Source organism: Variovorax sp. P1_H2 (genome assembly GCF_056405295.1).
The window spans coordinates 1-24649 of the sequence record NZ_JBFUCJ010000060.1; the positions used below are offsets into that span (position 1 = coordinate 1).

Below are 24649 nucleotides of genomic sequence, written 5' to 3' on the forward strand. Positions count from 1 at the left end.
GTCCTGTTTCAGCCAGGTGGCGTTGCGGTTGGCGCAACGCCACGGGCCGGTCGCCATCGTCATGGGCTGCACCGAGATTCCGCTCGGGCTCCAAGGGGCGGCGGAGCTCCAGGGCTTGGACTTGCTGGATCCGGCCCAGGTGCTGGCGTCGGCGCTGGCATCCCGTGCATACCTGGATTCAAAAGGTGCCGGGCCTTTCTGGCGGCAGGGACCAGGGCATTCCCCTTGACACGGTTGATAAGATGAAAACTGCCCTGGCCCTAGGCCGACGGAGTGGCCTGGCCGCTTCCGTCAGCCGCGTTCCGCCGAAAGCCGTCCGATGGACGGCTTTCGTTTTTCCTTATTGCGCGAAGCCGTCATGAATTTGTTTGCCATCATCGCCGCGACCCTGGTCGCCGGCATCGGAAGTGTCTGGATCGCCGCGCTGCTGCTGCGCGTGGGCGTGCGCAGCGGCGCCGGCGGCGTCAATCCACAGCATCTGCTGAGCCTCGCTGCCGGCGCCTTGCTGGCGACCGCCTTCATGCACCTGCTGCCCGAGGCCTTCGAGAGCCGGATCGAACCGGGCGTGCTGTTCGGCGTGCTGCTGTTCGGACTGGTCTTCTTCTTCCTGCTCGACAAGGCGGAGTTGTGGCACCACGGGCATGAGCACCACCACGGGCACGAGGAAGGCCATGACCACCCGCACGCGCACGACGATGCGCACGATCATTCGCACGGCCACGCCCATTCCCCGCGAGGCGGCGGCGGCTGGGCGGTGCTGACCGGCGACAGCGTGCACTGCTTCGGCGACGGCATCCTGATCGCCTCGGCCTTCGTGGCCGACCTGCGCCTGGGGATGGTGGCCGCGATCGCGGTGCTGGCGCACGAAGTGCCGCACCATATCGGCGACCTGGTGGTGCTGCGGCAGAGCTCATCCAATCAGCGCGCGGCACTGGTCAAGGTGTCGCTGGCCGGCACCATGACCGCCCTCGGCGGCCTGGCCGGCTGGTGGCTGGTCGACCAGCTGCACGGCTGGCTGCCGTACTTCCTGGTGCTGGCGGCCAGCAGCTTCGTCTACGTCGCGCTGGCCGACCTGATCCCGCAATTGCAAAAGCGCCTGCCCGCACGCCAGACCGCGCTGCAGATCGTCTGGCTGGTGGCCGGCATCCTGCTGGTCACGCTGGTGAGCCGATTGGCCCACGGCGACCACGACCATGCGCACGAGGACGCCGACCATGAGGCTGCGGGCCACACGCATTGAATGGACACCTGGCACGCTTTCTGACAAGCTTTCTTGCCCCTTCGCCGAAAAGGCTGATTCGGCCGAAGGCGCATACTGGGGTGCATCATGCGAAGCAGCATTCAAGGAGCCCGATCATGACCAGCGCCGACCTTCCTCCGCGGTCCGGAGAGGCCCCGGAAGAACCCGAGATCGACGAAGCCGATGACGCCTTGCCCGAAGAGGAAGACGAATTCGAAGCGCCCGAGGCAGAGGCCACGGACGAGCTCTCCGACGAGACCGGCATCGACCTCACGGACGCCAGCGAACTCGACGCCGACAACGTGCCGGCCGACGAGGAATTCGACCGGGTGATCCAGGCACCGGACTAGTTGCTCGCCCCCAGGTTGTCCCGCACTTCGTGTCGGGACGCCCACCCCCTGCCGGGGGCAACACCAGCGGCCCGGCGAAGCCGGTTCCGCGGTGTTTCACCAACGGGGCCGGGCTGCGCCGGCCCTTTCGGTCGGGGTCAGTCTTCCAGGGTGAAGCCGACCTTCAGCGTGACTTGCCAGTGGCCGACCTTGCCGTCGACCACGTGGCCGCGGGTCTCGGTGACCTGGAACCACTGGATGTTGCGCACCGACTCGCTGGCCTTGGCGATGGCACGGCGCACGGCATCGTCGCTGCTGGTCGGCGAGGAGCCGGTGAGTTCGAGAAGCTTGTAGACGTGATCCGACATGGGAGTCTCCTTTTTTCTTCAGGGATGCCATGGTGGCACGTCTGGGGCGGTCTGTGGGGGCTCCCTATACTTCCCGCGCATGCGCAACCTTGAACTCGGGACAGTCGGCATTGCCAGGGCCTTCTCGGTATTTTTCACGCTGCTGGCCGCCGCCCTGCTGGCCGGCTGCTATGCACCGGTGCGGCTGATGCCCACGCCGGTGAGCTTCAGCAACGGCGACATCGATCCCTTCGAGAAGATCGGCGAGAAGCTGAAGACCACCGACGTGCCCGTGTTCTACGCCACCAACCGGCTGGCGCTGATCGAGCATCCCGAGCCGGTTCACACCATCGTGCCCACCGACGACCTGCGCATGGGCGTGGCGCACGTCCGCGTCGGCGACGAGACCCTCGACTGGGAAACCCTGCACCGGCTGTCCACCAGCGCCGATCCCGACGAGCGCCCGATCGTCCAGATGGAGCGGCTCGAACAGAAGGCCATGCTGCGGTCGAACGAGGAAGTGAAGAACTCGCCCGATGCCAAGGCCTTCTTCGCGATGGTGAACAAGGCGCTGGCCGCGAGCCCCAACAGCGAGCTGCTGATCTACGTGCACGGCTCCAACAACACGGTGCCGCGCGCCGCGGCCCAGGCGGCGCAGTTCCGGCATTTCACCGGGCGGCGCATGGTGGTGCTGGTCTTCATGTGGCCCTCGGCGGGATCGATCCTGCGCTATCTGACGGACGTCAACAACGCGGCCAGCACGGTCGAGCCCTTCGCACGGATGGTCGAGCTGCTGGCCGAGAACACCACGGCGACGAAGATCGACGTGCTCGCCTACAGCGCCGGCGCACAGGTGCTGAGCCCGGCACTGGCGCACCTGGGCACGCCGCGTCCCGGCGAATCGCGCGCCCAACTGCAGCAGCGGCTTCGGCTGGGTCAGATCTACTTCGCGGCGCCCGACATCGACACCCGCCGCTTCGTGAACGAGCTGGGCGGCTACATCGACATCATCGAACGCGTGAGCATCGCGGCCAACCTCAATGATTCGGTGCTTCGCTTCGCGGCCATCGTCGGCCGCGCCTCGCGGGCGGGCCGCCCCGACATGACCGAACTGGACGAGGCGCAGACCCGCTTCCTGGTCGAGGCCTCGCGCAAGCTGCGCTTCGACCTGATCCGGGTCGACCCGAAGGACATACCGAACCTGCCCGAGAGTTCGCACGCCTTCTGGTACGACGACCCATGGGTCAGCGGGGATATCGTGGCGCAGTTCCTGCTGAACGCGGCGCCGCCCCGACGCGGACTCGACGAGCAGCTGACGCCCGGCGGTGCGCGCTACTGGCGCTTCCCGGCCGACTTCTACGACCGGATCTATCGCCTCTTCAGCCGCTAGTCAGGCCGGCGCCGGGCCGCCCCAAGGCGGCCTGCGGCCCCCTCGGGGGGCAGCGACCACACGAAGTGAGGGAGCGTGGGGGCCAGCCTACGGCTTCGGGCTGCCGCTGTACTTCGTGACGCTGTCGGCCGTGACCTGGTAGCCGCTGACGCCCATCATCGAGTCGTTGCGCACGGTCTGCAGCTTGCCCGTGACCCACACGGTGTCCATGGCGCGGAATTTCGCGCCCTGCTTCGGCCGCACGTGCAGGATCTGGTTGGCGGGCGGCGGCGGCGTGTGGATGCAGGCGCCGAAGTAGGGCACCAGCAGGAACTCGGTGACCTCGCCCTTGCTCTCCTCGAGCGGCACGATGAAGCCGGGGATCTTCACCTCGACGCCATTGAGCGCCGGGTTGGTCGGCGCGTTGTTCGAGACTTCCTGCAGCTTCATGAGCATCTCGTTGGCGCGCGGGTCGCTGTCGTCGAGCTTGCTCAGGTCCATGCCCTTGAGCTCCTTCATCGGATCCCAGTCCTTGGGCACCAGTTCTTCCCAGCTGATGAGCCTGGGCTGACCCGGCACCGCCTTGGCTTCCGCGGCCTTGCCGCCGAGCGGCTGGGTCGGCGAGGTCGCCTGCGGCGCGGGGCCGGCGGCGAGCGCGCTGCCGGCGACGACCAGCGAGAGCAGCGTGAAGAGAAGAGGACGCGTCATGTTTTCAGTTGGTTGAGGACAGGGCAAGAACTGCTGCGCGGTTTCTGGGTCTGTCCCGCAATCTCAGTCAGTTGGGTACGGAGCAAAAACTGCTGCGCAGTTTCTTGGTCCGTCCCGCAATCTCAGTCAGTTGGGTACGGAGCAAAAACTGCTGCGCAGTTTCTTGGTCCGTCCCGCAATGTAATCAGATTCTCGGGGAAAGTCCGTCGGCGAGCGAGAGCCGGTAGGCCCGGATGCCCGGCAGCAGGCCGGCCAGCCAGCCCGCCGCGACCAGGCTCGCGAGCAGCAGCCATTCGTTGAGTGTAGGTTCGGACAGCCGTAACGCCAGTCCGAAATGCGATTGCAGCCAGGGCGACAGGAAGGCGATGCCGAGCGCCGTCGCCACGATGCCGAGCGCCACGCCCAGCAGCGTCACGAGGGCGCCCTCGAGTGCCAGCAGCGCGAGCACATGGCGCAAGCTGGCGCCCACTGCCCGCAGCACCGCCAGTTCGCGGCGCCGCTCGTTGAGGCCCGCCATCACCACCGACACCAGCCCGGCCAGGCTCACCAGCGCGACCAGCGCCGACATCAGCAGCAGCGCGTTCTCGCCGATGCCGACCACGCTCCACAATTCGTCGAGCGCCACGCCCGGCAGGATCGCCATCAGCGGCTCGCCGGCATAGGTCGAGACCCCGCGCTGGACCGCGAACACCGCGGCCCGGTTCTTCAGGCCGACCAGCACCGCGGTCACGTTCTTCGGCGTCAGGTCGAACTTGCGCACCTGCTCGGCCGGGATCTTGAGGCCGGGCATCGGCGCGCCGCCCATCCATTCGAGATGGATCGCCTCCATCGCCTCGAGCCCGATGTGCACCGTGCGGTCGACCGGCGTGCCGGTGCGCGCGAGCACGCCGACCACCGTGAAGGGCTTGTCGGCATGCTCGGAGACGTTGAGCTCGCCGCTGCCGTGCGCCAGCGTGATCTTCTGGCCGACGTGGTAGCCCAGCGCGTCGGCCACTTCGGCCCCGACCACGGCGTCGAACAGTTCGGCGAAGGGCTTGCCTTCGCGCAACTGCAGGGACTGGCGGTTGCCGTAGCGGAAATGATCGAAGTAGCCGGGCGTGGTCGCCAGCACCGAGAAGCCGCGGTGCGAGTCGCCCAGCGACAGCGGCACCACCCAGGCCACGCCCGGGTGCGCGGCCAGCGCCTGCACGCTCTTCCACTGCATGTTGTTGGTGGCGGCGCCGATGCGAAACACCGAATACAGCAGCAGCTGCGTCGAGCCGGTGCGGGCGCCGACGATCAGGTCGGTGCCCGACACGGACGAGGCGAAGTTCTCGCGCAGCTCGGTGCGGATGCGCTCGACGCCGAGCAGCAGGAAGGTGGAGAGGGCGATCGACAGCACGGTGAGCGCGAGCGTGAAGCGCCGGTTCCAGGCGCTGCGCCAGGCGATCTGAAAGAGCGCGCTCATGAAGGCCCCCACGCTCGGCACTTCGTGTTCTCGCCGCCCCCCGAGGGGGCGCCAGCTTGCTTGGGGCGGCCCGGCGCTGCGCTCATAAGGCAACCTCCGTGCTGTGCACTGCGGTGCGAGCTTGCTTGGGGCGGCCCGGCGCTGCGCTCATGCGAGCGCCCCGGCCCGGTTGATCTCCGGCAGCAGCACATGGCGCGAGAAGCGCCCGGCGATGCGCTGGTCGTGGCTCACGAAGACCAGGGCGCTGCGGTTCGCCTCGCAGGCCGCGAGCAGGACGTCGAGGAAGGCCTCGCGGCGGTCCTCGTCGAGCGCCGAGGTGGGCTCGTCGGCGATCACGACCTCGGGGTGGCCGATCAGCGCGCGTGCCGCGGCCACGCGCTGCTGCTGGCCGACCGACAGCCGCATCGCCTGGCGCTGCCACAGGCTGCGCTCGAGGCCCATGCGGTCGAGCAGCTCGCGGGCCTGCGCGGGTGCCGAGCCGTCGCGCGCGGCCTGTGCCATGCGCCGGCCCGAGAAGCGGCAGGGCAGCAGCACGTTGTCGAGCACGCTGAGGTAGGGCAGCAGGTTGAACTGCTGGAAGATGTAGCCCACGTGGGCGACCCGGGTCCGATCGCGCGCCGCGCCCGAGAGCGCGGCCCAGTCGTGACCGAGCAGCCGGACTTGGCCGGCGTCGGCGATCAGCACGCCGGCCAGCAGCGACAGCAGCGTACTCTTGCCGCAGCCGCTCGGGCCATGCAGGAACACGGCCTCGCCGGCGGCGACCTCGAAGCGCTCGATGTCGATGCAGGGCCGGTGGGCGCCGGGCCAGCCGAAGCGCAGCGCCGCTGCCGAGAGGACGAAGCTCACAGCCGGATCACTTGCTCMAGGCCAGCCGTGTGGCCGGCCGCTTCAGCGAGCGCTTGAACTGGCCCTGCGGCGCGGCGATCTGGGCCTCGATCTGGCGCGTGCCCTTGAAGGAATTGAAGAGATCGACGTCGATGAACTTGGCAGCCGCCGTGTTGGTGCAGTTGAAGGCGAAGCTGCCGTCGAGGTCGGCATGGCCTTCGGCGGCGCCTTCTTCGCTCTTGCCCAGGCCCAGCGCGGTGGAGCGCAGCGTCACCGGGCCGAGCTTGCAGTTCGCGGCCGGGTCGATCTTGAACAGCTGGTCGGCGGCGCGCAGTTGCGTGATCGCGTCTTCGGCGGTCTTCTTCTCGGCGTCGGTGCGCGGCGCGCGCTCGAAGCCGACGAAGTTGTCGAGCGGGGATTCCATCGCGATCACGATGGTCGGGCCGTCGACCACGATGTCGAGCTTGATCTGGCCGTGCACGTGGGCGGCTTGATTCTGGGCCGATGCGGCGAAAGGTGTGGCCAGGAGGGCCGTCAGGGCGAAGGTGGCGAAGGGTCGTCGCGACAGGGTCATGCTTGGGCGCCTTGCCGGGTCGGCAGCCCCGGCGTATTGCTCCACTCGCTCCAGCTGCCGGCATAGAGCGCGGTCGGCCCGAGGCCCGCGATCTGCATGGCGAGCAGGTTGGGCACGGCGCTGACGCCGCTGCCGCACTGGTGGACGACCGTCGCGGGATCCCGGCCCGCCAGCAGGCTTTCGAACTCGGCGCGCAACTGCGCGGCCGGCTTGAACTTGCCGTCGGGACCGAGGTTCTCGGTGAAGGGCCGGTTCAGGGCCCCCGGGATGTGACCCGCGATCGGGTCCAGAGGTTCCACTTCGCCGCGATATCTTGCGGCGGCGCGGGCGTCGATCAGCGTCTGGCCGGCCTGCTCGAGCCGCGCCGCCACCGTCCGCGTGTCGACCAGCCGCAGCAGCGGCTCGCCGGCCACGAAGTTCGACTGGAAGTGCGTCGGCTCCGTGCGGCTCGTCACTTCGCCGCCGGCGGCTTCCCAGGCCTGCAGGCCGCCGTCGAGCACGGCCACGGCCTCGTGGCCGATCCACTTCATCATCCACCAGAGCCGGCCGCAGTAGTTGGCGCCGTTGCGGTCGTACACCACCGCCTGCATGCCGTTGGCGAAGCCGACGCTCGACAGCCAGGCGGCGAAGCGCTCGCGGCTGGGCAGCGGATGGCGCCCGCCCGAGGCCGGCGGGCCGTCGTCCCGCGCCACCACCACGCCATGCGCGCCGGGCACGCCGTGTTTCGCGCTGAGGTCGGTGTCGAGATTGGCATACACGGCGCCCGGGATGTGGGCCGCGCGGTACAGCTGCGGGCCGGCGTCGGGCTTCGTCAGGTCGAAGCTGCAATCGAACACCATCGTCGACGTGGCGCTGCCGGCCAACGAGGTCTTCAGTTGCTCGGCGGAAATCAAGGTCGTGTACATGGGAGCTCCCTTCAGTGTTCCTCTGCTGGCGCCTTGGGCAGCGAGCGCTGGCGCAGCACGGTGGCGGCGATGCCGCTGCAGACGATCAGCGCCATGCCGGCCCAGCCCGTGCCGTCGATGCGATCGCCGAACAGCAGCACACTGTAGATCGCCGCAAAGACGATGCCGGAGTATTGGAGATTGGCGACCAGCAGCGTGCCGCTTTCGGTCTTGGCGCTGGCGTAGGCGCGCGTCATGCAGAGCTGGCCCAGCGCCGCCAGCAGGCCGACCGGCAGCAGCCACAGCGCGTGGCCCCAGGTCCATTCGGCCCAGGGTGTCGCCCCGCCCGCGAGCGTGCCCAGGCCGCCCGCAACCGCCGAGCCGACCGCGAAATAGAACACCGTGCGCGCCTCGGGCTCGCCGAGGCGCGACAGCGCCACCACCTGCATGTAGGCGAAGGCCGCCGTGAGCCCCGACAGCAGGCCCATGAGCCCGGCGAAGCCCTGGCTGTCGCCGACCGTCGGCTTGAGCATCAGCACCACGCCGCCGAAGCCGGCCAGCACGGTCAGCACCAGCGGGCCCTGCAGCGGCGGCCGCGGCATCTTGCCGTCGCGGCCCGGCACCGGCACCCAGGCCAGCAGGGCGCCGCCGACCAGGAAGGCCGCGATCCAGACGCTGCTCATGTAGTTGAGCGTCATCGCGGTGGCCAGCGGCATGTGGGCGATGGCGAAGAACCAGGCCCCCAGCGAAACCACGCCGATCAGGCTGCGCCAGGCATGCATGCCGGGGTAGCTGGTGCCCAGCGTGACGCCGCGGCTGCGTGCCAGCACCCACAGGAAGACGATGCCGATCAGGCCGCGGTAGAAGACCAGTTCGGCGCTGGAAAACCAGGCCGAGGCGAACTTCACGCACACGCCCATCGTGGCGAAGATCAGTGCGCCCAGCACCATCCAGAGCGCTTGCATCAGACGCCTGGGGGTGAGCTCATTTCCCGGCGGTACCACTCGTGGAACTGCTGCATGCCGTCTTCCATCGGGCTCTGGTAGGGGCCGCTTTCGTCGTCGCCGCGCAGCATCAGCGCGCGGCGGCCGGCGTCCATGCGCTCGGCGATCTCGTCGTCTTCGACGCAGGTCTCCATGTAGGCCGCCTGCTGGGCCTCGACGAACTCGCGCTCGAAGGCGACGATTTCTTCCGGATAGAAGAACTCGACCATGTTGAGCGTCTTCTGCGGGCCGACCGGATGCAGGGTCGAGACCGTGAGCACGTGCGGATACCACTCGACCATCACGTGCGGGTAGTAGCTGAGCCAGATGGCGCCGTACTTCGGTGGCCGGCCCTCGCGGTACTTGAGCAGCTGTTCCTGCCAGCGCTGGTAGACCGGGCTGCCGGCGCGGCCGAGCCGGTTGGCCACGCCCACGGTCTGGACCGAGAAATGATGGCCGAACTCCCAGCGCAGGTCGTCGCAGGTGACGAAGCTGCCCAGGCCCGGATGGAACGGGCCGACGTGGTAGTCCTCGAGGTAGACCTCGATGAAGGTCTTCCAGTTGTAGTTGCACGCGTGCAGCTCGACGCGGTCGAAGGCGTAGCCTTCGAAATCGAGGTCGAGGCGCGGGCCGAGCCGGGCCAGGTCGGCCGCCACGTCGCGCCCTTGGCCGCCGGCGTTCTGCTCGAACAGCAGGCCGTTCCATTCGGTCAGCGGGTAGTTGTGCAGATTGAGGCAGGGGTCCTGCTCGAAGTGCGGTGCGCCGATCAGCGTGCCGGTGCTGCGCGGGTCGGCGGCGGCGTAGGTCCAGCGGTGCAGGGGGCAGACGATGTTGCCGCCGGCCTGGGCCTCGAGCCGGCCGCGGTCCTGGAGGATCAGCGCCTGGCGATGGCGGCAGACATTGGAGATCAGCTCGACCCCCTTCGGCGTGTGCACCAGGGCGCGGCCCTGCTGTTCCTGCGGCAGGGTGTGGAAGTTGCCCGGCTCGGGCACGGCGAGGCGATGGCCGACGTAGCGCGGTCCGTTGGCGAACAGCGTTTTCAACTCGCGGGCATAGAGCGCCTCGTCGAAGTACGCGGAAACCGGAAGTTGGCTCGCGGCCTGCTGCAGTTGAAGACTTAAATCAGACATGGGTGACCTGACCAAGCTCCCCACAGGGAGAGAGAAATGGAACGGAAGGCTGCCGTCGAGATGCGAACGGCCCGAAGGAGAGCGCCGGCAGGGCCGGCTTTGGGAGACCGGGATTGTACCCTTGGCAATGCCTCCTTGCCCCCCGCCCTAAAATGGCGTGTTTCACCTCCAACTCCTGAATGCCCAAGGTGCCATCCTCCCCATCGGCCGCCGTGCCTGCCTTGCCCGACACCGGTGCCCTGCCCGCGAGCTACGAAGCCGGGCTCCAGGAACTCGAACAGCTCGTAACCGAACTCGAATCGGGCCAGTTGCCGCTCGACCAGCTGCTTGGCAGCTACCAGCGCGGCGCCGCGCTGCTGGCCTTCTGCCGCGAGCGGCTGCAGGCGGTCGAGGACCAGATCAAGGTGCTCGACGCCGGCAGCCTCAAGGCCTGGGCCGCGGAATGAGGGGCGCCGATGCCCTGCGCTGGGACGCGGCGCGCCTGGCCGCCTGGAGCGAGCCTCAGCTGGCGCGGGTCGAGGCCGCGCTGTCGCGCTGGGTCGGTGTCGACGCGCCGGCGCAGCTCGGCGACGCCATGCGCTATGCGGTGCTCGACGGCGGCAAGCGGCTGCGGCCCCTGCTGGTGTTCGCGGCCAGCGAGGCGGTCGGCGGCCGCCCCGAGGCGGCCTTGCGCGCCGCCTGTGCGGTCGAACTGATCCACGCCTACTCGCTGGTGCACGACGACCTGCCCTGCATGGACAACGACGTGCTTCGCCGCGGCAAGCCGACGGTGCACGTGAAGTTCGGCGAGGCCGGCGCCCTGCTGGCCGGCGACGCCCTGCAGGCCCTGGCTTTCGAATTGCTCACGCCGGCCGGCGATGCCATCGCACCGGCGGTCCAGGCCCAACTGTGCCGCCTGCTGGCCGGCGCGGCCGGCAGCCAGGGCATGGCGGGTGGCCAGGCGATCGACCTGGCCAGCGTCGGCGTGGCGCTCGACGAGGCGCAGCTGCGCGAGATGCATCGCCTGAAGACCGGCGCGCTGCTGCAGGGCAGCGTCGAGATGGGGGCGGCCTGCGGCGAAGCGCAGGCGCCGGCGGTGCTGGCGGCGTTGCGCAGCTATGGCGCGGCCGTGGGCCTCGCCTTCCAGGTGGTCGACGACATCCTCGACGTCGTCGCCGATTCGGAAACGCTCGGCAAGACCGCGGGCAAGGACGCGGCCAGCGACAAGCCCACCTATGTCTCGCTGCTGGGCCTGGAAAGCGCTCGCGCGCAGGCCCGCGATCTGCTCGCGCAATCGCTGGCCGCGCTCGATCGCAGCACGCTGGCCGATACCGGCGCCTTGCGCGCGCTGGCCCACATGGTCGTGGACCGCGATCGATAACAACAAGACACTCATGGCTCCGCTGCTTCCCACCCTCCACGATCCCTCCGCGCTGCGCCATTTCGACCGTGCGCAGCTCAAGCAACTGGCCGACGAGGTGCGTACCTGCGTGCTCGACAACGTGTCGCGCACCGGCGGCCACCTGAGCTCCAACCTCGGCACGGTCGAGCTCACGGTCGCGCTGCACCATGTCTTCAACACGCCGCACGACCGGCTGGTCTGGGACGTGGGCCACCAGACCTACCCGCACAAGATCCTCACCGGCCGGCGCGAGCGCATGCCGACCTTGCGCCAGCTCGGCGGCATCTCGGGCTTTCCGCAGCGCAGCGAGAGCGAGTACGACACCTTCGGCACCGCCCATTCGTCGACCAGCATCTCGGCTGCGCTCGGCATGGCGATGGCCGCCAAGCAGAAGGGCGAGGCCCGCCATTCGGTGGCGATCATCGGCGACGGCGCGCTGACTGCCGGCATGGCCTTCGAGGCGCTCAACAACGCCGGCGTCTGCGACTGCAAGCTGCTGGTGATCCTGAACGACAACGACATGTCGATCAGTCCGCCGGTCGGTGCGCTCAACCGCTACCTGGCGCAGCTCATGAGCGGCAACTTCTACGCCGCCGCGAAGAACGTCGGCAAGAGCGTGCTGCGTGCCGCGCCGCCGCTGTTCGAACTGGCCAAGCGCTTCGAGCAGCATGCCAAGGGCATGGTGGTGCCGGCCACGCTGTTCGAGCAGTTCGGCTTCAACTATGTCGGCCCGATCGATGGCCACGACCTCGATTCGCTGATCCCGACCCTCGAAAACCTCAAGCATCTCGACGGTCCGCAGTTCCTGCATGTGGTCACCAAGAAGGGGCAGGGCTACAAGCTGGCCGAGGCCGACCCGGTGGCCTACCACGGGCCGTCCAAGTTCGATCCCGCGGTTGGCCTGGTCAAGCCCGCGACCGCGCCGAAGCAGACCTTCACGCAGGTCTTCGGCCACTGGCTGTGCGACATGGCGGCGCAGGATGGCCGGCTGGTCGGCATCACGCCCGCGATGCGCGAAGGCTCGGGGCTGGTCGAGTTCGAACAGCGCTTTCCCGAGCGCTACTACGACGTCGGCATCGCCGAGCAGCATGCGGTCACCTTCGCGGCCGGCCTGGCCTGCGAGGGCCTCAAGCCGGTGGTGGCGATCTACTCGACCTTCCTGCAGCGCGCCTACGACCAGCTGATCCACGACGTCGCGATCCAGAACCTGCCGGTGGTCTTCGCGCTCGACCGCGCCGGCCTGGTGGGTGCCGACGGTGCCACGCATGCCGGCGCCTACGACATCTCGTTCCTGCGCTGCATACCGAACATGAGCGTGGCCTGTCCGGCCGACGAGGCCGAGTGCCGGCAACTGCTGTCGACCGCCTATGCGCAGAACCATCCGGTGGCGGTGCGTTATCCGCGCGGCGCGGGTGCCGGCGTCACGCCGCCGCTGTCGCTCGAAGGCCTGCCCTACGGCAAGGGCGAGATCCGGCGCGAAGGCCGGCGCATCGCGATCCTGGCCTTCGGCACTTTGCTGTATCCGGCCCTCACCGCCGCGGAGGCGCTCGACGCCACCGTGGTCAACATGCGCTGGGCCAAGCCGCTCGACGTCGAACTGCTGCTGCAGGTCGCGGGCACGCACGATGCGATCGTCACGCTCGAGGAGGGCGCGGTGATGGGCGGCGCCGGCAGCGCGGTGCTCGAGGCGCTGCAGGCGGCCGGCGTGCAGAAGCCGGTGCTTCAGCTGGGCCTGCCGGACCGCTTCATCGAGCATGGCGATCCGGCCAAGCTGCTGGCGGGGATCCGGCTGGACGCGGCGGGGATCGAGCAGTCGATCCGGGCGCGTTTCCAAGCGCTGTTGCTCTCCGGGATATAGGACTGTCCACTGGAAGGGCGCCCGGCATGCGGTGCGGGCCGGTCGACCCCACTGCGCCGGCCCTTCGGGCTTCCTTGCGGTGCTCGCTTCAGGCGGGGTCCGCGCGAAACTCGCTGCGCTCAAACACGCGCGGCCCTTTTTCCGCCTGAAGCTGCGCTCCTCAGCGGCGCAGAGGGGATCGCCCGTCCCGCACCGCATGCCGGGCTTGGGGGGTGTCCAATCGCCGACGACGTCTCCAACGCCGCCGCCGCCAAGCGCCAGTCAACAGAAGTCAACCCCCCAGGTACGCGTCCTGCACCTTCGGGTTGCCCAGCAGCTCACGACCGCTGCCTTCCAGCACGATCTTCCCGGTCTCGAGCACATAGGCCCGGTCGGCGATCTTCAGCGCCTGGCGCACGTTCTGCTCGACCAGGAACACCGTCAACCCGGCCTTGTTGATCTCGCGCAGCGTGCGGAAGATGTCCTGCACGATGATCGGCGCCAGGCCCATCGAGGGCTCGTCGAGAAGCAGCACGCGCGGCTTGGCCATCAGCGCGCGGCCAATCGCCAGCATCTGCTGCTCGCCGCCCGAGAGGTTGCCGGCAAGGCCGTCCGAGCGCTCCTTGAGGCGCGGGAACAGCGCGTAGATGTGGTCAAGGTCGGCGGCGCGCTGGCCCCGGCTGTCGCGCCGCGTGTAGGCCCCGAGCTCGAGGTTCTCGCGCACCGTCAGCGTGGTCAGCGTGGCGCGGCCCTCCGCCACCTGCACCATGCCCGACGAAACGATCTTGTGCGGGGACAGCGCCGTCAGGTCCTGGCCGTCGAGCAGCACCTGGCCGGCCGCCTTCTTCACCAGCCCCGACAACGCCAGCAGCGTGGTCGACTTGCCGGCGCCGTTGGCACCGACCAGGGTCGTGATCTGGCCGTCGTGCAGTTCGAAGTCGATGCCCTTGACGGCCTCGATGTGGCCGTAGGAGACCTTCAGGCCCTCGACCTTGAGCAGGGGAGAGGCACTCATGCGGATGCTCCCTCGTTGCTCGCTTCGTCTTCCTCGCGCCCCAGGTAGGCCTCGATCACCTGCGGATCGTTGCGGATCTGCTCGGGGCCGCCGCGCGCGATGATGCGGCCGAAGTTCAGCACGGCGATGTGCTCGCACAGGCCCATCACGAAGCGCATGTCGTGTTCGATCATGAAAATGGTGTAGCCACGGCCGCTGATGTTGCGGATCTCGTGCATCAGGTCGGTCTTTTCGCTGCTGTTCATGCCGGCCACCGGTTCATCGAGCAGCAGCAGCTTCGGCTCGGTGGCGAGCGCGCGGGCCAGTTCGAGCTTGCGCTGGTCGCCGTAGGAGAGGTTGTCGGCCGTGTCGTCGGCCTTGTGGTCGAGCTTGACCCACGAGAGCAGCTCGCGCGCACGATCGCGCGCGCGGCGCTCCTCGCTGCGGAACAGGCCCGAGGAAGCCAGCAGGCCGAAGCCGCCGTAGCGCAGCTTGGCGTGCATGCCGACCATCACGTTCTCGAGCAGCGACATCTCCTTGAAGATGCGGATGTTCTGGAAGGTGCGCGCGATGCCGCCGCGCGTGATGTCGTGCGGCTTCATGCCCGCCAGGTCGCGGCCTTCGAAGCGGATCGTGCCGCCCGTGGTCGGCAACAGGCCGGTGGTGAGGTTGAAGACCGTGGTCTTGCCCGCGCCGTTCGGACCGATCAACCCGAAGATGCCGCCCTTCGGCACCTCGAGGTTGACGTCCTGCAGCACCTTGAGGCCGCCGAAATGGCGCGACACGCCGTCGAGCTGGAGCAGAGGCGCGCTCATGCTGCGGCCCCCTTGCGCCCGAACCATTGGCGCAAGCGCGCCGGGTCCCAGATGCCCTTGGGCAGGAACAGCACGATCAGCACCAGGATCACGCCGTTGACCACCAGCCGGAAGTCGCCGAAGGCGCGCAGCGCCTCGGGCAGGATGGTGAGGATCACGCCGCCCAGCACCGGGCCGGTCAGGCCGTTGATGCCGCCGAGCACGGTCATCGTCAGGATGTCGACGCCGCGGTCGAAGCCGAACTCGTTCGGGCCGATGAAGAAGGTCTGGTGCGCATTGAGCACGCCGGCCAGGCCCGCGATCGCGCCGCCGAGCACGAAGGCCAGCATCTTGTGGGCCTGGACGTCGATGYCCATCAGGCCGGCGGCGGTCTCGTCTTCCTTGATGGCCTCGAAGGCGCGGCCGACCTTGGAGCGGCGCAGCCGCCACAGGCCCAGCAGCACCAGCACCAACGCCAGACCGACGTGCCACCACTGGGTGACGGGCGGAATGCCGTTCAAGCCCAGCGCACCGCCGGTCAGCGACTCGGCGTTGAGCACCACGATGCGCACCACCTCGCCGAAGGCCAGCGTGGCCATCGCGAGGTAGACGCCCGAGAGCCGCAGCGTCGGCTTGCCGATCACGAAGGCAGTCAGCGCCGGCGCCGCCATGCCGGCCGCGATCGCGACCGGGAAGGGCACGCCGTAGGTCATCGTGAGGATCGCCGAGGTGTAGGCGCCGATGCCCATGAAGGCGGCATTGGCCATGGCCAGCATGCCGCACGAAAGCGTAAGCCAGATCGACAGCGCCAGCAGGGCGTTGGTGCCCAGCGTGAGCACCAGGTTGCTGTAGACCGACCAGAAATTGTTGAGAGCGTCCATGATCGGCTCAGACCTTGCGTTCCTGCATGGAGCCGAACAGGCCCTTCGGGCGCACCAGCAGCACCAGGAACAGCAGGCCGAAGGCGACCGCGTCGCGCATCGTCGAGCCGATGTAGGCCACCGACAGCACCTCGGCGAAACCGAGGAACAGGCCGCCCAGCATCGCGCCGCGGATGTCGCCCATGCCGCCGAGGATGATCACCGCGATGCCCTTGTGCAGCATCGGCTGGCCCATCAGCGGGAACACGGCGTTGGAGTAGAGGCCGATCAGCACGCCGGCCAGGCCGCCCAGGGCGGCGGCGGCGAAGGAGGTCAGGAAGAACAGCCCTTCGACGTTGATGCCGAGCAGGTAGGCCGCCTTCGGCGATTCGGCGATCGCGCGCAGGGCGCGGCCGAGCTGGGTGCGCTTGAGCGCCACCATCAGCACCGCCATCAGCACGAAGGACAGCAGGATGATGCCGAGCTCGAGGGCGGTCAGGTGGATGCCGGCCAGGTCGAGTGACTGGCCCGACACCACGCCGGCCGGGAAGCGCACGTTCTCGGCGCCGAAGATGCCCTGGACGCCGTTGTTGAGGATGATCGCGACGCCGATGGTGGCGATCATCGGGATCAGGTGGGGTGCGTTGCGGGCGCGCAGCGGCTTCAGCACCAGGAAGTCGATCAGCAGGCCGAGCAGGCCGCAGAACACGAAAGCGAACAGCAGCCCGGCCCACAGCGGCAGATCGAAGCGCGCCATGGCCTGCACCGCGGCATAGGCACCGACCATGAAGACCGCGCCGTGCGAGAGGTTGATGACGCCGAGCACGCCGAAGATCAGGGTGAAGCCGAGCGCGAAAAGCGCATAGACGCACCCGAGCGAAAGGGCATTGACGAGTTGCTGTTCAAGCATGGGAATTCCGTTCTCCCCCAGGTTGGCTCACTTCGTGTAGCCGCCCACCCCCTCTCCGGGGGCAACACCAGAAGCCCGGCAAAGYCGGTTCTTCGGTGTTCCCCGAACAGCGGGACGGCTTTGCCGATCCCGCTCTTGAAGAGAGTGCAGTCTGGAGATTTATTTAGAGATTACGAATTCAGCGCCCTTGGTCACGCTGACGATGGGGGTCTGCTGGGCGTCGTAGCCGGCCGGCTTGCCCGACTTGTCGGTGGCGCGGCGGAACTGGAAGGCGCCGGTGGCGCCGGTCCACTTGGCACTCGGCAGCGCATCGCGCACGGCGGCGCGGTCGGTCGTCAGGTTGCCGCTGAGCTTGACGCCCTTGAGCGCCTGCGCCGCGATGTACATGGCGTCGTAGGCCTGGGCCGCGAACTGGTCGGGCGCCGTCTTGTACTTCTCGTTGTAGGCCTTGATGAACTTGCTGTTCTCGGGCGTCGCGTTGCTGGACGACCAGGGGCTGCCGACGTACAGGTTGTCGGAGTTGCCCTTGGCGAGATCGAACACCTTGACCGAGTTCATGCCGTTGCCGCCGATGAACGGCACGTTGAGGCCGAGCTGGCGCGCCTGCACCATGATCGGCGCACCTTCGGCGATCAGCGCCGACAGCACGATCGCATCGGCGCCGCTGGCCTTGATCTTGGTCAGCTGGGCCTTGAAGTCGACGTCGCCCTTGGCGAAGGTCTCGGTGGTGGTGACCGGGATCTTCAGGTCGTCGAGCGCCTTCTTGAAGTTGTCGTAGCCGCTCTTGGTGAAGACGTCGTCGTTGCCGTAGAGCACCGCCACCTTCTTGATGCCGGCGTTCTTGACCGCGGTCTTGATGGTCTCGGGCAGCACGTCGGCTTCGGTCACCGAGTTGCGGAACACGTAGTCGCCGATCGAGGTGATGCCGTCGGCGGTGTTGGAGGTGCCGAAGGCCACGGTCTTGGCGGCCTGGGCGATCGGGTCGGCCGCCTGGGCCGAGTTCGACAGCGTGGGGCCGAAGACCATCAGCACCTGGTCCTGGAAGATCAGCTTCTTGAAGACGTTGATCGCTTCTTCCTTCTTGCCCTGTTCGTCGGCAACGACCAGCTCGATCTTGTTGCCGTTAATGCCGCCGGCGGCATTGATCTCGGAGGCCGCGAGCTCGAAGCCGTTGCGGATCGCCACGCCGTACTGGGCTGCACCGCCCGACAGGGCTTCGGCCACGCCGATCTTCAGGTCGGCAGCCTGGGCGGCGAAGGCCGCGAAAGCCGCCAGGGCGAGCAGCGAAGTCTTGAACGGGAGATGTCTCATTTGGAAGGATCTTTCGGGGGAAGGGTGGGACGGGGTCGGCTATTTTATATAGCTGCGCGTTCAGTGATTCCTACAATCGCGCGTCCCCGTCTTGGGGGCTTTCCAGGAGTTCCGATCGATGCAACGTCGTTTTTTGATCCAGCGTGCCGGCATCGCCGGGGTGCTGGCTGCGGGTGCGGCCCCGGCCGTGCATGCGCAGGCGCTGACGCGCTGGCGGCTGGCATCGAGCTTCGCGAAACCCCAGGACCTGCTGTTCGGCGCCGCCGAGTCCTTTGCCAGGAAGGTCGGCGAGATGACCGGCGGGCGCTTCCAGATCGAGGTTCACGCCGCCGGCGAACTGATGGCGCCGCGGGATGTGCTCGACAGCGTGCAGCGAGGCGCCATCGAGGCCTGCCACACCGCGGGCGCCTTCTTTTTCGACAAGAACGAGGCCTTCGCATTCGCAGGCGCGGTCCCCTTCGGCATGAACGCGCGGCAACTGAACGCCTGGATGACCGAGGGCAATGGCCTCAGGTTGACCCGCGAATTTCATGCCGGCTTCGGCGCGGTCAGTTTTCCGTGCGGCAGCGCAGGCGCCCAGCGGCTCGGCTGGTTCGCCCGCGAGATCCGCGACGTGCAGGACTTCAAGGGCTTGAAGCTTCGCTTCGACGGCCTGGCGGGGCGCGTGATCGCGCGCCTGGGCGGCGCGGTGCAGGGGCCGGCGTCGGGCGTCGACATCCGCGAGGCGCTCGCCAAGGGCGGCATCGGCGCGGCCGAAGGCCTGAGCCCTTACGACGACCAGAAGCTCGGGCTGCCCAAGGTGGCGCGCATCTGCCACTACCCCGGTTGGTGGTCCGGTGCGATGCAGCTCGACCTGCTGGTCAACCAGAAGGCCTTCGATGCGCTCACGGCCGATTACAAGGCGATTCTGCAGGCGGCCAGCGCCGCCGTGAATGCCGAGCTGATCGCCCGCTACGACGCTCGCAATCCGGCGGCACTGCGGCAGTTGACCGGCGACGGGGCGCAGATGAAGCCCTTCCCCCGGGCGGTGCTCGATGCCGCCTTCAAGGCGTCGATGGACCTGTGCCGCGAGCTCGACCGCAGCAATCCGGCGTGGAAGAAGATCCATGCCGACTACCGTGCCTTCCAGCGCAGCCAGCTTTTCGCCGACCGCTTCACCGAGGCGCCTTTCGACGCCTACCTCCAGGGCGCGAGGCCATGAGCCCGCCCGGCCGGTCGAATGCCATCGATTCACCCGAGATGCGCCGGGCCGGCCGCGAACTGCTCTCGCTGGCGCTGATCGACGCCCGCAACCACACGCTGCATCTGCTGTCGCTCTACGAGCAGGCGCTGGGAACCCCGACGCTCGCGGTGCCCCGCGTCGAGGGCATCGATCCGCCGGTCTGGCTGGCCGGGCACATCGGCTGGTTCGCCGAATGGTGGATCGCGCGCAACACGCAGCGCGCCTTCGGCGTCGACTGCCCGGTGCGGCCGACGCGGCTGGCCGCCATCGAGCCGCAGGCCGACGACTGGTGGGATCCGGCCCAACGCGCACCGGCCGATCGGGCGTCACCCGACTTGCCGGACCTGGCGCAGACCAAGGCCTACCTGCTCGACACGCTCGAGAGCACGCTCGAGTTGCTCGAGCACGCGGCCGAGACCGACGCCGGCCTGTACTTCTATCGGCTGGCGTTGTTCCACGAGGATCTGCGCGGCGAGCAATTGCTGGTGATGGCCCAGGCCCTCGGCCTGTCGTTGACCGTCGAGCTGCCGCCGGCCGCCGTGATGCGGCCGCCGCTCTCGCTGCCTGCCGCCACCTGGGAGCTCGGCCTCCCGGACGCCGGCTTCGCCTTTGCGCAGGAGCGCGGCCTCGCGCGCACCCAGGTGCCCGAGTTCGAGATCGATGCCCAGCCCGTGACCTGGGGCCAGTACGTGGAGTTTGTCGACGACGGCGGCTACGACCGGCCCGAACTGTGGCGCCCCGAAGGCCTGGCCTGGCTGGAGCGGCAGGTCGAGGGCCGGCGCGGGCCGCGGTATGTGGAACAGATCGGCGCGGCGCGGCACGGCACCGGCGGCTCGGTGCTGCTGCAGCAGTTCGGGCGCACCGTGCGTGCGGCGGGCAACCGCAGCGCGGTTCATGTCGCCTGGTGGGAGGCCGATGCCTGGGCGCGCTGGGCCGGCCGCCGCATCGCGACCGAAGTCGAATGGGAGATCGCCGCCCACACCGCCGCCCGCCGGGGCTTTCGCTGGGCCGACGTCCACGAGTGGACCGCGGGCACGCTGAGGCCCTGGCCGGGTTTTCGTCCTGACCCATGGAGCCAGGGCACCGAGTTCGACCCCGCACCCGCCTTCGGCCAGGCCCGCGTGCTGCGCGGCGCCTCGTTCGCCACGCGGGCCCGGCTGCGCTCGCCGAAGCGCCGCGGCTTTACACTGCCAGACCGCGACGACGGCTTCTTCGGCTTCCGGACCTGCGCGCTCTGAGCGCCTTCCACACGGAGACTTCCATGATGCAGGCAGCGGTGCTCGGCGATTTCGGCAAGCCTCTGGGCATCGAGCAGGTGCCCGTGCCCGAGCCGCTCGCCGGCGAGGTGCTGATCGAAGTGCTGGCCTGCGGCGTGTGCCATTCGGACCTGCACATCGCGGACGGCGATCTGCCGGGCTTCCGGGCACTGACCAAGGCGCGCGTGATTCCAGGGCACGAGGTGGTCGGCAAGGTCATCGGCCTCGGCAGTGGCGTGGCGCTGCTGAAGATCGGCGATCGCATCGGCGTGCCATGGCTCTACCGTGCCTGCGGCCGCTGCGAGCAGTGCCGCGAAGGCAACGAGAACCTGTGCCGCAAGGATTCGGCCGTGACCGGCCTGTCGGTCGATGGCGGCTATGCGCAGTTCATGTGCGCGAACGCCGACTACGCGGTGCGCATCCCCGACGCCTTGAGCGCCGAGCAGGCCGCGCCGCTGCTCTGCGCCGGCGTGACGAGCTATCGCGCGCTGCAGAAGGCGCATGTCGTGGCCGGTCAGCGGGTCGCCGTGCTCGGCGTCGGCGGCCTCGGTCATCTGGCGGTGCAGATCGCGCGTGCGCTGGGCGCCGAAGTCTTCGCGCTCGACGTCAGCGAGGCCAAGCTGGCGCTGGCGCGCGAGCTGGGCGCGGACCACGCCCTGAACGCCACCGACCCGCAAGCATTGGCGCTGATCCGCAAGCGCGGTGGCGTGCACGTTGCCGCCGTCACCTCGGCGGCCCATGTCGCCTACGACGCGGCGATGAGCATCCTGCGGCCGGGCGGCACCTTGTGCGTGATCGGACTGCCGGCGGAGCCCTTGCGGTTTTCCGCGCTGGCGCTGGTCGGCAGCGAGGCCCATGTGGTGGGCTCGGCGGTCGGTACCCGCGAGGACCTGCGCGCCGTGCTCGACCTTGCGGCCCGCGGGCTGATCCATTGCCGGGTCGAGTCGAGCCCGCTGTCCGCGATCAACGAGGTCTTCGAGGCGATGCGCCGCGGCACCATCCAGGGCCGCGTGGTGCTCGATCCAAGAACCTGAAGGCGCCGGGGCGGGCGGAGCCTGCGCCGGCCTGAACGGTGCGCTCAGCGCTGGCCGCTCGGCAGCAGCAGGTGCTTGGCGCCGATGTGCGCTTCCATCTCGTGCATGTGGGCTTCCGCGTCGACCATGTGCTCGGCCATCAGGCGGCGCACGGCGTCCGGGTCTTCATTGCGGTAGGCCGCCAGCAACTGGGTGTGATAGTCGACGTTGGCTTCGCCAAAGTGGTGATGGTCGAGCGCCTTCTTGTAGACCACGAGGTCGCGCAGCAGGTCGTTGAGGAAGCGGCACATGAAAGACAGCACCGGATTGGGGCAGCTTTCGGCCAGCAGGGTGTGAAACGCGAGTTCGGCTTCGCGCTGGATGCGCAGTTCGTCTTCCGAGGTGGGTTCGTGGGTGCACAGGCGGATGTTCTCTTCGAGGCGCTCCATCTGCTGCGGCGTCAGCCGGCCGACCACGCTCACGGCCAGTTCGGGCTCCAGCACCTTGCGCAGCTGGTAGATGTGATGCCCGTCGAGGTGATGGAAATGCAGGAAGTTGCGCAACGGCTCGGAGGCGTGATCGACCGACACCTGCTGCAGGTAGGCGCCGCCGCCCGGCCCGGTCCGGATCGAAATCAGCCCGCGCACCTCCAGCGCCTTCAGCGCCTCGCGCACCGTGCTCTTCGAATAGCCGAAGAGTTCGATCAATTCCTTCTCGTTCGGTAGCCGGTCGCCTGGCTGCTTGCGCTCGGCGACGATCCATCGTTTCACGTCTTCGACGATGACGTCCGAGAGCTTTTGCCGCCTGGGACGGTGTTGGCCCACTGTCATGCACACGCTCCATGCCCATCGGGAGATGCGCACCAGCGCGCGATCTTACTGGTGGTCGGGAAGGCGCTTTCTTGTGGCGGAGGGATGGTTGCGGGCACGGTCATTGCTAACGGGTTTTCACTAGCATATTAATCCAATTTATCCGGTTAAATCGCCGCACGCCGCGGAAGCCGTTTCTTCACTTCACACCACGATCGGAGCGCTCAATTGCAACGCAGACAACTTCTTCAACTGGCCGCCCTCTCGGCCGCGCCCGCCTCCTTGCTGGCCGGCCGCGCCGCTTTCGCCCAATCGGCGGACGCCATCCGCTTCGGCTGTCCGGTGCCGATGTCGGGGGCTTTCGCGGCCAACGGCAAGTTCGCCGACCTGGGCATGAAGCTCGCCATCGAACAGTACGGCAGCGTGCTCAAGCGGCCCCTGGCCTACACGGTGTTCGACACCGAAGGCAAGCCGGCGACCGCGGTGCGCAAGGTGCAGGAGGCCTCGCAGCAGCAGGGCGTGCGCTTCTTTGCGGGCGGGATCCTGTCGTCGGAATCGCTGGCGATGGGCAAGGAGGCCGAGAAGGCCGGCGCGCTGTTCATCACCACGGCCGGTGCCGACGAGATCACCGGCAAGGACTGCAACAGCGCCACCTTCCGCTGGTCGGTGCCCACCTTCGGTGCCATCGAGCAAACGGTGCGTCCGCTGGTGGCTGCGCTGCCCAACGCCAAGCGCTGGTACACCATCACGCCGCAGTACGTGTTCGGCGAAGGCCTGCTCGGCGCGGCCAAGGCGATCTTCCAGGAGAAGGGCATCGAGCACGTGGGCAACAGCTACCACTCGCTCAACGAGAAGGAGTTCAGCGGCTACCTCACCAACGCCGCGGCGGCCAAGCCCGACGTGCTGCTGCTGCTCAACTTCGGTGCGCAGTCGTCCGATGCGCTGCGCCAGGCGGTGAGCTTCGGGATGAACAAGAACATGACGATCCTGATGGCCTGGGCCTCGGGGCTGGAGCAGTTCGAGTCACTGGGCGCGGACCTGTGCGATGGCGTCTATTTCGGCGCCCAGTACTGGCATACGGCCGACACGCCGCTCAACCGGGACCTCGTCAAGCGCACCGCCGACAAGCTCAAGATCGTGCCCAACTACAGCCTCGCGGGCTCCTACGTCTGCACCAAGATCCTGCTCGACGGCATCGTCAAGGCCGGCACCGTGGACCCGAAGGCCGTCGTCGCCGCGCTCGAAGGCATGAAGTTCGATGGCCTGACCGGGACCGAAGAAATACGCCAGGCCGATCACCAGGTGATCAAGGACTACTACCTGCTCAAGGGCAAGGCCAAGTCGAAGATGAAGAACCCGGCCGACTTCGTCGACGTGGTCAGCGCGGGCAAGTCGTTCCTTCCGATCGACAAGACGGGCTGCAAATTGGGCTAAAGGATGTGGCCCCCACGCTCCCCACTTCGTGTGGTTCGCTGCCCCCCGAGGGGGTGCAGCCCGCCTTGGGGCGGCCCGGCGCCGGGCTGGCCTGACCCCCACTTCTTCATGCGCTGCCCTGCGTCGCTCACATGACCGTCTACCTGCTCCAGACCCTCAACGGAATCGGCATCGGCATGCTGTATTTCCTGCTGGCCGTTGGCTTGTCCATCGTCTTCGGCCTGCTGCGCTTCGTGAACTTCGCGCACGGGGCTTTCTATCTGCTGGGTGCCTACCTGTGCTTCCAGGCCCTGCAATGGGGCCTGGATTTCTGGGCCGCGCTGGTGCTGGTGCCGTTGTTCGTCGGCGCACTCGGCTGGGCCGCCGAGAAGCTGCTGCTGCGGCGCGTCTATGCCAAGGCGCACGAATTCCACATCCTCGTCACCGTCGGCCTGGCGCTCGCGGCGCAGGAGATCGTGATCGTGTTGTGGGGGCCGCTCGGCAACAGCGTGCCGACGCCCGACCTGCTGCAGGGCGTGGTCATGTGGGGCGCCTTCGTCTACCCCAAGTACCGGCTCTTCGTGATCGGCTTCACCGCCGTGCTGGCGGTGCTGCTCTGGTGGGTGCTTGAGGGCACCCGGCTGGGCAGCGCGGTCCGTGCGGGCAGCGAATCGACCGAGATGGTGTCGCTGCTGGGCATCAACGTGTTCCGCGTGTTCAGCCTGGTGTTCGCGCTGGGTGCGGCGACGGCCGCATTGGCCGGCGTGCTGGCCGCGCCGATCCGCGGCGCCGAGCCCTTCATGGGTGTCGAGGCGCTGGGCGTCGCCTTCGTGGTGGTGGTGATCGGCGGGCTCGGCAGCTTCGGCGGCGCGCTGGTGGGCGGGCTGCTGATCGGCGTGGTGCAAAGCCTCATGAGCACCCTCTGGCCGCCCGGTGCGAGCCTGATGATCTACATCGCGATGGCGGCCGTGCTGCTGCTGCGCCCGCATGGCCTGCTCGGCCGCCGAGGATGA

25 protein-coding genes and 2 pseudogenes are annotated in these 24649 nt (G+C 68.3%); 13 read left to right on the plus strand and 14 right to left on the minus strand.

The window, feature by feature from the left end; translation table 11 throughout:
• The 4 genes and pseudogenes from AC1D2E_RS20000 to AC1D2E_RS20015 all read left to right on the plus strand — a co-directional run.
• Positions 1–229: pseudogene (locus tag AC1D2E_RS20000) on the plus strand (hypothetical protein); the annotation flags it as partial.
• Positions 186–290, plus strand: a pseudogene (locus tag AC1D2E_RS20005) (dienelactone hydrolase family protein); the annotation flags it as partial. The pseudogenes AC1D2E_RS20000 and AC1D2E_RS20005, both read left to right, overlap by 44 nt.
• A gap of 68 nt (positions 291–358) precedes the next feature.
• A complete protein-coding gene (locus AC1D2E_RS20010; RefSeq protein ID WP_478199015.1) occupies positions 359–1240 on the plus strand; it encodes a ZIP family metal transporter in 882 nt (293 codons plus the stop codon).
• A 116-nt stretch (positions 1241–1356) separates the two neighbouring features.
• Positions 1357–1590: a hypothetical protein gene (locus tag AC1D2E_RS20015; RefSeq protein ID WP_478199016.1), complete on the plus strand. Its 234-nt coding sequence runs from the start codon at positions 1357–1359 to the stop codon at positions 1588–1590.
• Between the two features lie 137 nt (positions 1591–1727).
• Here AC1D2E_RS20015 and AC1D2E_RS20020 read toward each other — a convergent pair whose 3' ends face one another.
• Positions 1728–1937, minus strand: a complete 210-nt coding sequence (locus AC1D2E_RS20020; RefSeq protein ID WP_286369278.1) for a dodecin — start codon at positions 1935–1937, stop codon at positions 1728–1730.
• Between the two features lie 79 nt (positions 1938–2016).
• Here AC1D2E_RS20020 and AC1D2E_RS20025 point away from each other — a divergent pair, with 79 nt between their 5' ends.
• A complete protein-coding gene (locus tag AC1D2E_RS20025) occupies positions 2017–3306 on the plus strand; it encodes an alpha/beta hydrolase (protein WP_478199017.1) in 1290 nt (429 codons plus the stop codon).
• An 87-nt stretch (positions 3307–3393) separates the two neighbouring features.
• Here the strand turns inward: AC1D2E_RS20025 and AC1D2E_RS20030 are convergent, their stop codons facing one another.
• The 7 genes from AC1D2E_RS20030 to AC1D2E_RS20060 form a co-directional block, all read right to left on the minus strand.
• Complete coding sequence (locus AC1D2E_RS20030) at positions 3394–3993, minus strand: DUF3299 domain-containing protein (RefSeq protein ID WP_478199018.1); 600 nt, start codon at positions 3991–3993, stop codon at positions 3394–3396.
• Positions 3994–4177: 184 nt separating this feature from the next.
• On the minus strand, positions 4178–5440 hold the full coding sequence (locus AC1D2E_RS20035) for an ABC transporter permease (RefSeq protein ID WP_478199019.1): 1263 nt from the start codon (positions 5438–5440) through the stop codon (positions 4178–4180).
• Positions 5441–5587: 147 nt separating this feature from the next.
• Positions 5588–6286 carry an ABC transporter ATP-binding protein gene (locus tag AC1D2E_RS20040; RefSeq protein ID WP_478199020.1) on the minus strand — a complete coding sequence of 233 codons (699 nt, stop codon included), beginning with the start codon at positions 6284–6286 and terminating at the stop codon, positions 5588–5590.
• 7 nt (positions 6287–6293) lie between these two features.
• Positions 6294–6839, minus strand: coding sequence for a DUF2796 domain-containing protein (locus tag AC1D2E_RS20045; protein WP_478199021.1), 546 nt, complete (start codon positions 6837–6839; stop codon positions 6294–6296).
• Complete coding sequence (locus AC1D2E_RS20050) at positions 6836–7744, minus strand: sulfurtransferase (protein ID WP_478199022.1); 909 nt, start codon at positions 7742–7744, stop codon at positions 6836–6838. Before AC1D2E_RS20050 ends, AC1D2E_RS20045 begins: the two co-directional genes overlap by 4 nt.
• A gap of 11 nt (positions 7745–7755) precedes the next feature.
• Positions 7756–8688 (minus strand): DMT family transporter, encoded by a 933-nt coding sequence (locus AC1D2E_RS20055; RefSeq protein ID WP_478199023.1) that lies wholly within the window; start codon positions 8686–8688, stop codon positions 7756–7758.
• Complete coding sequence (locus AC1D2E_RS20060; protein WP_478199024.1) at positions 8688–9836, minus strand: aromatic ring-hydroxylating oxygenase subunit alpha; 1149 nt, start codon at positions 9834–9836, stop codon at positions 8688–8690. Before AC1D2E_RS20060 ends, AC1D2E_RS20055 begins: the two co-directional genes overlap by 1 nt.
• 179 nt (positions 9837–10015) lie before the next feature.
• Here AC1D2E_RS20060 and xseB point away from each other — a divergent pair, with 179 nt between their 5' ends.
• The 3 genes from xseB to dxs are packed head-to-tail and all read left to right on the plus strand — an operon-like array spanning position 10016 to position 13075.
• Positions 10016–10282, plus strand: a complete 267-nt coding sequence (gene xseB, locus AC1D2E_RS20065) for an exodeoxyribonuclease VII small subunit (RefSeq protein WP_478116165.1) — start codon at positions 10016–10018, stop codon at positions 10280–10282.
• The gene (locus tag AC1D2E_RS20070) at positions 10279–11196 is read left to right on the plus strand and encodes a polyprenyl synthetase family protein (protein WP_478199025.1); all 918 of its coding nucleotides are present in this window, start codon (positions 10279–10281) and stop codon (positions 11194–11196) included. Before xseB ends, AC1D2E_RS20070 begins: the two co-directional genes overlap by 4 nt.
• A 13-nt stretch (positions 11197–11209) precedes the next feature.
• Positions 11210–13075, plus strand: a complete 1866-nt coding sequence (dxs, locus tag AC1D2E_RS20075) for a 1-deoxy-D-xylulose-5-phosphate synthase (RefSeq protein ID WP_478199026.1) — start codon at positions 11210–11212, stop codon at positions 13073–13075.
• A 271-nt stretch (positions 13076–13346) separates the two neighbouring features.
• Here dxs and AC1D2E_RS20080 read toward each other — a convergent pair whose 3' ends face one another.
• The 5 genes from AC1D2E_RS20080 to AC1D2E_RS20100 all read right to left on the minus strand — a co-directional run bounded on the left by AC1D2E_RS20080 (position 13347) and on the right by AC1D2E_RS20100 (position 17923).
• The gene (locus tag AC1D2E_RS20080; protein ID WP_478199027.1) at positions 13347–14069 is read right to left on the minus strand and encodes an ABC transporter ATP-binding protein; all 723 of its coding nucleotides are present in this window, start codon (positions 14067–14069) and stop codon (positions 13347–13349) included.
• Positions 14066–14863: an ABC transporter ATP-binding protein gene (locus AC1D2E_RS20085; protein ID WP_478172155.1), complete on the minus strand. Its 798-nt coding sequence runs from the start codon at positions 14861–14863 to the stop codon at positions 14066–14068. The genes AC1D2E_RS20080 and AC1D2E_RS20085 overlap by 4 nt, the downstream gene beginning before the upstream one ends.
• A complete protein-coding gene (locus AC1D2E_RS20090) occupies positions 14860–15723 on the minus strand; it encodes a branched-chain amino acid ABC transporter permease (protein WP_478199028.1) in 864 nt (287 codons plus the stop codon). The genes AC1D2E_RS20085 and AC1D2E_RS20090 overlap by 4 nt, the downstream gene beginning before the upstream one ends.
• A gap of 7 nt (positions 15724–15730) precedes the next feature.
• On the minus strand, positions 15731–16612 hold the full coding sequence (locus tag AC1D2E_RS20095; protein ID WP_478199029.1) for a branched-chain amino acid ABC transporter permease: 882 nt from the start codon (positions 16610–16612) through the stop codon (positions 15731–15733).
• A 159-nt stretch (positions 16613–16771) separates the two neighbouring features.
• The gene (locus tag AC1D2E_RS20100; protein WP_478199030.1) at positions 16772–17923 is read right to left on the minus strand and encodes an ABC transporter substrate-binding protein; all 1152 of its coding nucleotides are present in this window, start codon (positions 17921–17923) and stop codon (positions 16772–16774) included.
• Between the two features lie 118 nt (positions 17924–18041).
• On the opposite strand from AC1D2E_RS20100, the gene AC1D2E_RS20105 reads away from it, so the two are divergent.
• The 3 genes from AC1D2E_RS20105 to AC1D2E_RS20115 are packed head-to-tail and all read left to right on the plus strand — an operon-like array spanning position 18042 to position 21435.
• Positions 18042–19124 (plus strand): TRAP transporter substrate-binding protein, encoded by a 1083-nt coding sequence (locus AC1D2E_RS20105; protein WP_478199031.1) that lies wholly within the window; start codon positions 18042–18044, stop codon positions 19122–19124.
• Positions 19121–20383: an SUMF1/EgtB/PvdO family nonheme iron enzyme gene (locus AC1D2E_RS20110; RefSeq protein ID WP_478199032.1), complete on the plus strand. Its 1263-nt coding sequence runs from the start codon at positions 19121–19123 to the stop codon at positions 20381–20383. The genes AC1D2E_RS20105 and AC1D2E_RS20110 overlap by 4 nt, the downstream gene beginning before the upstream one ends.
• 23 nt (positions 20384–20406) lie before the next feature.
• On the plus strand, positions 20407–21435 hold the full coding sequence (locus AC1D2E_RS20115) for an alcohol dehydrogenase catalytic domain-containing protein (RefSeq protein WP_478199033.1): 1029 nt from the start codon (positions 20407–20409) through the stop codon (positions 21433–21435).
• Between the two features lie 44 nt (positions 21436–21479).
• Here the strand turns inward: AC1D2E_RS20115 and AC1D2E_RS20120 are convergent, their stop codons facing one another.
• Entirely contained in the window at positions 21480–22244 is a 765-nt protein-coding gene (locus tag AC1D2E_RS20120; protein WP_478172162.1) for a FadR/GntR family transcriptional regulator, read from the minus strand.
• 207 nt (positions 22245–22451) lie between these two features.
• Here AC1D2E_RS20120 and AC1D2E_RS20125 point away from each other — a divergent pair, with 207 nt between their 5' ends.
• On the plus strand, positions 22452–23657 hold the full coding sequence (locus tag AC1D2E_RS20125; RefSeq protein WP_478199034.1) for an ABC transporter substrate-binding protein: 1206 nt from the start codon (positions 22452–22454) through the stop codon (positions 23655–23657).
• Between the two features lie 131 nt (positions 23658–23788).
• Complete coding sequence (locus tag AC1D2E_RS20130) at positions 23789–24649, plus strand: branched-chain amino acid ABC transporter permease (RefSeq protein ID WP_478199035.1); 861 nt, start codon at positions 23789–23791, stop codon at positions 24647–24649.